The 5,443-nt window shown below is 71.1% G+C and carries 5 protein-coding genes; all 5 read right to left on the bottom strand.

Translation table 11 applies throughout. The annotated features are described in order from the left end of the window. Nucleotides 1-145: 145 nt before the first annotated feature. The gene (locus tag RDU12_RS11935) at nucleotides 146-1,468 is read right to left on the bottom strand and encodes a tyrosinase family protein (RefSeq protein WP_308684788.1); all 1,323 of its coding nucleotides are present in this window, start codon (nucleotides 1,466-1,468) and stop codon (nucleotides 146-148) included. Nucleotides 1,469-1,525: 57 nt separating this feature from the next. After that, entirely contained in the window at nucleotides 1,526-2,047 is a 522-nt protein-coding gene (locus tag RDU12_RS11940) for a hypothetical protein (RefSeq protein ID WP_300292616.1), read from the bottom strand. 15 nt (nucleotides 2,048-2,062) lie between these two features. Next, a complete protein-coding gene (locus tag RDU12_RS11945; RefSeq protein ID WP_300292614.1) occupies nucleotides 2,063-3,469 on the bottom strand; it encodes an MBOAT family protein in 1,407 nt (468 codons plus the stop codon). Then, on the bottom strand, nucleotides 3,470-4,762 hold the full coding sequence (locus RDU12_RS11950) for a GDSL-type esterase/lipase family protein (RefSeq protein ID WP_308684791.1): 1,293 nt from the start codon (nucleotides 4,760-4,762) through the stop codon (nucleotides 3,470-3,472). A gap of 2 nt (nucleotides 4,763-4,764) precedes the next feature. Next, nucleotides 4,765-5,443, bottom strand: a 679-nt coding sequence (locus RDU12_RS11955; protein WP_308684793.1) for a DUF459 domain-containing protein, incomplete at its 5' end; no start/stop codon positions are given.

Below are 5,443 nucleotides of genomic sequence, written 5' to 3' on the forward strand. Positions count from 1 at the left end.
GGCGGCGGCGGCGGCGGGGGCGGCGGCGGCGGGATGTAGGCCGGCTCCTGCTCCTGGAGAATCGAACAGGCCGTCATCGGCGCCGCGGCCAGCGCCGTCAGCACCAGCAACAGAACGATCCGCCACCGCTTCATGCCCCCGCCCTTCATGCCCAGCGCGTCTCCGTCAGCGTCAGCGTCAGTTCGATCCATTCCGCCCGCGCGTCCGGCCGCGCCAGCTCCGGCGCCAGGTCCTCCGCGAACACCGTCACCGCCGCCGCTCCGTCGCCCGAGGCCAGCAGGTTCAGGACCTCTTCCCCGAACCGGAACGGCAGCACATAGGGCCCGCGATGCCCCGCGTGCCCCTCCCCCGACTCCGGAATGTGCACGAAGGTCGGCGACGACCCCAGCGACCGCTCGCGCCCGTCGCAGGTCAGGCGGATCTCCAGCGACCGGTCCTCCAGCGCCGCCTCCCGCGCATAGGCCACCGACCCCTCGCCCGCGATCATCAGGGTGTCGTCAGCCTCGCGCATCCGCGCCACGGCGTCGTCGGGCAGGACCAGCGTCACCCGCCCCGCGCCCGCCGCCTGGGCCCGCACGGTCCAGCTCTGCCCGCCCGTCGGGACCCGCCGCGTCGCCCCCGGCGGCCCCTCCTCCGGCACGCTGAACACCGGGAACGGATACAGCCGGTCATAGTCGTAGCCCAGCGGCCGCGTCTCCAGCGTCCCGCCGACCGGCAGCTCGCCGACCAGCCGCCCCTCGACATCGACGAAGCCGGTCACCGTCCGCGCGGTCCAGTCGGCCGGATACAGATCCTTGCCCCGGTTGCGATGCCAGGTCGCCCACACCCGGTCGACATTGCTGTGATGCAGCCAGAACATCGCGTCCCGCGCCGAGGTCCGCGGATGCCGCATGGCCCCGCCGATCAGCTGGTGGATGTGGTTGTGGCCATAGCCCTCGACCATCCCCGCCCCCTCCGGCAGCTTGCCGCAGAAGGTCTCGAACCCGTCCGAGGCCAGCTTCGCCGTATAGGACGACTCCGCCCACCGCGCCTCGGCGAAGTCCAGCGTCTCCACCCCCCGCGCCCGCTCGCGCTCGTACAGGGGCGAGTCGCGGTCCGTCACCCACTCCGGCAGGAAACGGTGCTCCTGCCAGTCCCAATAGGGCATGGCGAAGGTGTCGTGCCCGGTCAGCCGGGCCACGATCCGCTCCATATGGACCAGCTGCTGCCGGTGCCACGGCAGAAACAGGCCGTTGTTGTGCTGGGAGTCGCGGTGATGGATCTGGGTCTGGCGGGCCCAGGACAGGCCGTCGTTGCGCCGCTTCATGATCCTGGCGGCCTCGCTGAAGGCTGCGACGTCGTCGCTGGTCGCCGTCAGCCCGCCCGCGCCCTTGCGGATGCGCACCGGCGTCTGGGCGCCCGCGACGCCCGTCCCCACAATCGCCGCGGCCGCCCCTCCGGCCAGCGCCGCGCGCCGGTTCACCCTCATTCAGAACGCCCCCCGCTCCCCACAGCCGACGCGAGCGCCGGCCTCAACCGCAAGCTTTCACGACTCCGCGGCCGGTGTCGAGGCGTCGGGGTCGCCTTGGCCGATGAACCGGGCCCGCCGGGCCGCGTCCCACGCCTCGCGAATCCCCTGCCGGGGCTGGTCGACGGCGAAGACCGCCAGCTGCGCCACCCACACCTCCGACAGCTGCCGCACCGTTTCCGGGACCCAGCCCGGCGGCTGTTGCCGCGCCCAGTTCAGCGGCGACGCGGCGTTGAACACCAGCAGGAAGGCCGCGGCCGTCATCACCGCCCGGCTGGTCCAGCGCCGGTCCCGCGCCGCCACGCCCTCGTCGTCCAGCGGCGGCGCGGGCGGAAAGGCGAACCGGCCCAGGGCCACCAGGGCGTTCTCGCGTGTCGGCAGGTCGTGGGCGTCGGCCGTCTCGATCCAGTCGCTGGGCGGATCGGGCTCCGGCGCCGCCGGGGCAGCCACGCTCTCGGCCAGCGGCGGGAATGGCGACTCGGCCTGACGCACCGGGAACGGCTCCAGCGGGATCGGCGGCTCGTCGCGATAGTTCGTCATGCCTCCTCCAACGCCCTAGAACTGGAAATAGATGAACGGGGCCACGCCCTCGGGCCGCACCGCCTCGACCAGCAGTATGGCCGCGCCGATCAGCAGGCCGAGGGTCAGCGACGGCGCCGTCTTCAGCCGCTCGGCCACGCCCTCGATGGCGCGCGGCGGCAGCCAGTGCATGGCCAGGCCGCCGGCGATCAGGGTCAGCATCAGCGGCGTCAGCATGACCACCGGCCCGATCCGCCCCAGCCCCTGCAGCACCTGCATGGCCAGGTCGAAACTCTCGGCCCGGAACAGGATCCAGCCCAGGCAGACGATGTGGAAGGTGACCAGCACCCCGACCACCGTCGGCAGGACTTTGCGATCTCCGAGCGCCGCGCGGAACAGCCGCTCGATCACCTGCACCCCGCCGTGCAGCGCGCCCCAGGCCAGAAAGGTCAGCGCCGCCCCGTGCCACAGCCCGCCCAGCACCATGGTGATGAAGACGTTGATGCAGCTGGAGATCAGCCCCTTCCGCCCGCCGCCCAGCGGCACATACAGATAGTCCCGCAGCCAGCTGGACAGGCTGATATGCCAGCGCCGCCAGAAGGCCTGCATCGACGACGCCCGGTACGGCTGGTCGAAATTGCGCGGGAAGGAATAGCCCAGCAGCGCCGCCAGCCCGATCGCCATGTCCGAATAGGCCGAGAAGTCGCAATAGATCTGAACCGCATAGCCATAGACGCCCGCGGCGATGTCCACCGCCCCGAAGGCGGTGGGGTCGAAGAACACCGGATCGACCAGGTTCACCGACAACTCCGACGCGATCACCGTCTTCTTGAACAGGCCCCAGACGATCAGCAGCAGGCCGTGGGTGGCCATCACCCGCGTCAGCCGCGGCGTCCGGTCGAACTGCGGCAGCAGGTCCGAGGCCCGCACGATCGGCCCCGCCACCAGATGCGGGAAGAAGCTCATCAGCAGCATGACGTCGAGCAGGCTCCTGGCCGCCGGCGTCTTCCCGCGATGCACGTCGACGACGTAGCTGATGCCCTGGAAGGTGAAGAAGGAAATCCCCACCGGCAGCACGATCTGCAGCAGCGGCAGGTCCCGCTCCCAGCCGAATTGCGCCAGCAGGTCGCCCGCCTGTTCGACGAAGAAGCCGTAGTATTTGAAGAAGCCGAGGATCAGCAGATTGACCGCCACGCCCAGGCCGACCAGCCAGCCGGTCCTGCCGCCTCGCTCCCGGGACCGCGCGATCAGCGCCGCCACGCCCCAGTTCAGGATCGCCGAGGCGATCAGCAGGCCGACGAAGCGCCAGTCCCACTGGGCGTAGAAGAACCAGCTGGCCAGCAGCAGGAATAGCTTGCGCCGCCCGTTCTCGCGATCCAGCGACCAGGCGGTGAAATAGACGATCAGGAAGAAGACGCCGAACGCCAGCGTGGGGAACAGCATCTAGTCCGCGCTCCCCGCTTCGGACTTCGGCGCCGCCTTCCATGCGTCATAGGCGGCCAGCAGATCCCCGGCCAGCATCCCGCCGATCCAGTCGGCCCCGGCGCCGGTGAAATGCACCCGGTCGCCGCGCACATGGGGCTCGGCCATTAACGCCAGCCGGTCCGCTGAACAGTCGCCGCCCATCCGCCCATGCCAGTCCCAGAACGCCACACCCATGTCGGCGGCGACCCGTCCCTGCACGTCCCGGACCACCGCCAGCGACGGCGGCGGGGCGCGCAGCCCGTCGGCGCTGCAGCCGCCTTCGACCCCGCTCCGCAGTCCGTCCGGGGCCCCGAGGATCATCAGCGCGGCGCCCGGGGCGCGAAGCCGCAGGCGTTCGATCTGCCCGCGCAGCAGGCCCTCGTAGGCGACGGGGTCCAGCGCGTCGTCGAAACCCTCGTTCGTCCCGTAGGCCAGGATGATCAGGTCCGGCCGCCACTCCGCCAGTTCGTCGATGACGACTTCCTCGGTGCGGGCCGCCAGATCGGCCAGGGTCGCGCCCACCATGCCCAGGTTGGAGACCACGACCCCCGGGCCACGCTTCGTCAGGCGGATGTGATCCAGCTTCACCAGCGGCCGGTCCGGGTCGACGGCGCGCGCGATCAGCTCACCCGACGCCGTGACGGGCCGCACCCCGCCGCATGAGAGCCACCAGCCCCGGCGTTCGGGCTCCACCTCCCAGGTCTCGTCCTCGTCCGACAGGATCACGCCCCAGGGCGCTTCCCAGCACAGCCGGATTTCCGTCGCCTCCAGCCGCGCGTCGAGCCGCAACGTCAGCCGACTGTCGGCCTCGGTGTCGAGGGCCCACACATTGGTCAGGCCGACCGGAAAGGGTTCGAAGCCCGGATAGGTCAGCGGCGCGGGGGTGATCCGCCAGTCGGTCGGCGTCACCTCGACCTGCATCGGCGAATAACCCTCGTGAGGCACGCCGGGCGGCAGGACCCCGCGCCCGCCGTCGCCGAAGCGCGCCTGCAGCACCGCCCTCGTCTTGCCGGTGATGCGGTCGCCGGCCGTGTGGCTGTCGCCGAGCTGCAGGATATGGACGGGCCGGTCCGGCGTCCCCGCCTCGGTCGCCGCCAGGGCTTCGAACAGGCTGTTCAGGGCCTCCGCCTGGCACAGGCCGGATGGACACACGCCGCCGCCCGGTTCCGGCGCGGCCATGGCCACATAGGGCGTCTGGGCGGAGGCGGGAGAGACGCCTGTGCACGCCGCCCCCAGAAGACCGGAAATCAGCGCCGCGAGCGCCGCCCTCACGGTCAGCCCGCGGACGGGAGGGCCGCCGGGGCTGCGGCGGGCCGGTCCAGCCCGGCGTCCCGCTTCAGCCGCTCCGCCACCGGACCGCTCATGCGCAGATAGCCGGCCATCGACATGTGGATGCCGTCGTTGGCCCGCATCAGCACCTTGCGGCCGCTGTCGTTGGGCAGATAGGCCTCGTAGCCCCCCTCCCCGTTCGAGGTCAGGGCGGTGGTCTCCAGATACGGCACGCCCAGGGCCCGCATCCGCGCCTCGACCACCTCGTTGATCAGGGCCATCCGCCCGTCGAACCGGGCGCTCTTCATCCGCGGCAGCCCGACCCAGTAGACCGCCACGTCACGGCTGCGCAGCATGGCCACCAGGTTGTCGATCCGCGTCGCATAGGCGGCCTTCCAGCCCTCGGTGCCGAAATGGTGGATCACCCCGTCCAGGCTGATGCCCTGGGCGTCATTGGTCCCGAACAGGATCACCGCCACATCGATCGGCGTCTCCCCGATCTGACGCTGCGTCTTGGCCTGGATGTCGACGTAGTCGTAACGCGACAGGCCGGTCGAGACCTCCGAGAATTTGGTCACCGTGACCTTCGGCTCGTCGCGCAGGTCGCGGTAAAGGCCGGTATAGAGGCCGTCGGCCATCGAATCCCCGAACACCCCGATCCGCAGCGGGCCCTGCGCCAGCCGC

It is taken from the genome of Brevundimonas sp. (assembly GCF_031082345.1).
In the GTDB taxonomy this organism is placed as follows: domain Bacteria; phylum Pseudomonadota; class Alphaproteobacteria; order Caulobacterales; family Caulobacteraceae; genus Brevundimonas.

Coding starts and splice junctions, on each gene's coding strand:
- RDU12_RS11935 (WP_308684788.1), bottom strand. CDS start 1,468: ATGAGGGTGAACCGGCGCGCGGCGCTGGCCGGAGGGGCGGCCGCGGCG.
- RDU12_RS11940 (WP_300292616.1), bottom strand. CDS start 2,047: ATGACGAACTATCGCGACGAGCCGCCGATCCCGCTGGAGCCGTTCCCG.
- RDU12_RS11945 (WP_300292614.1), bottom strand. CDS start 3,469: ATGCTGTTCCCCACGCTGGCGTTCGGCGTCTTCTTCCTGATCGTCTAT.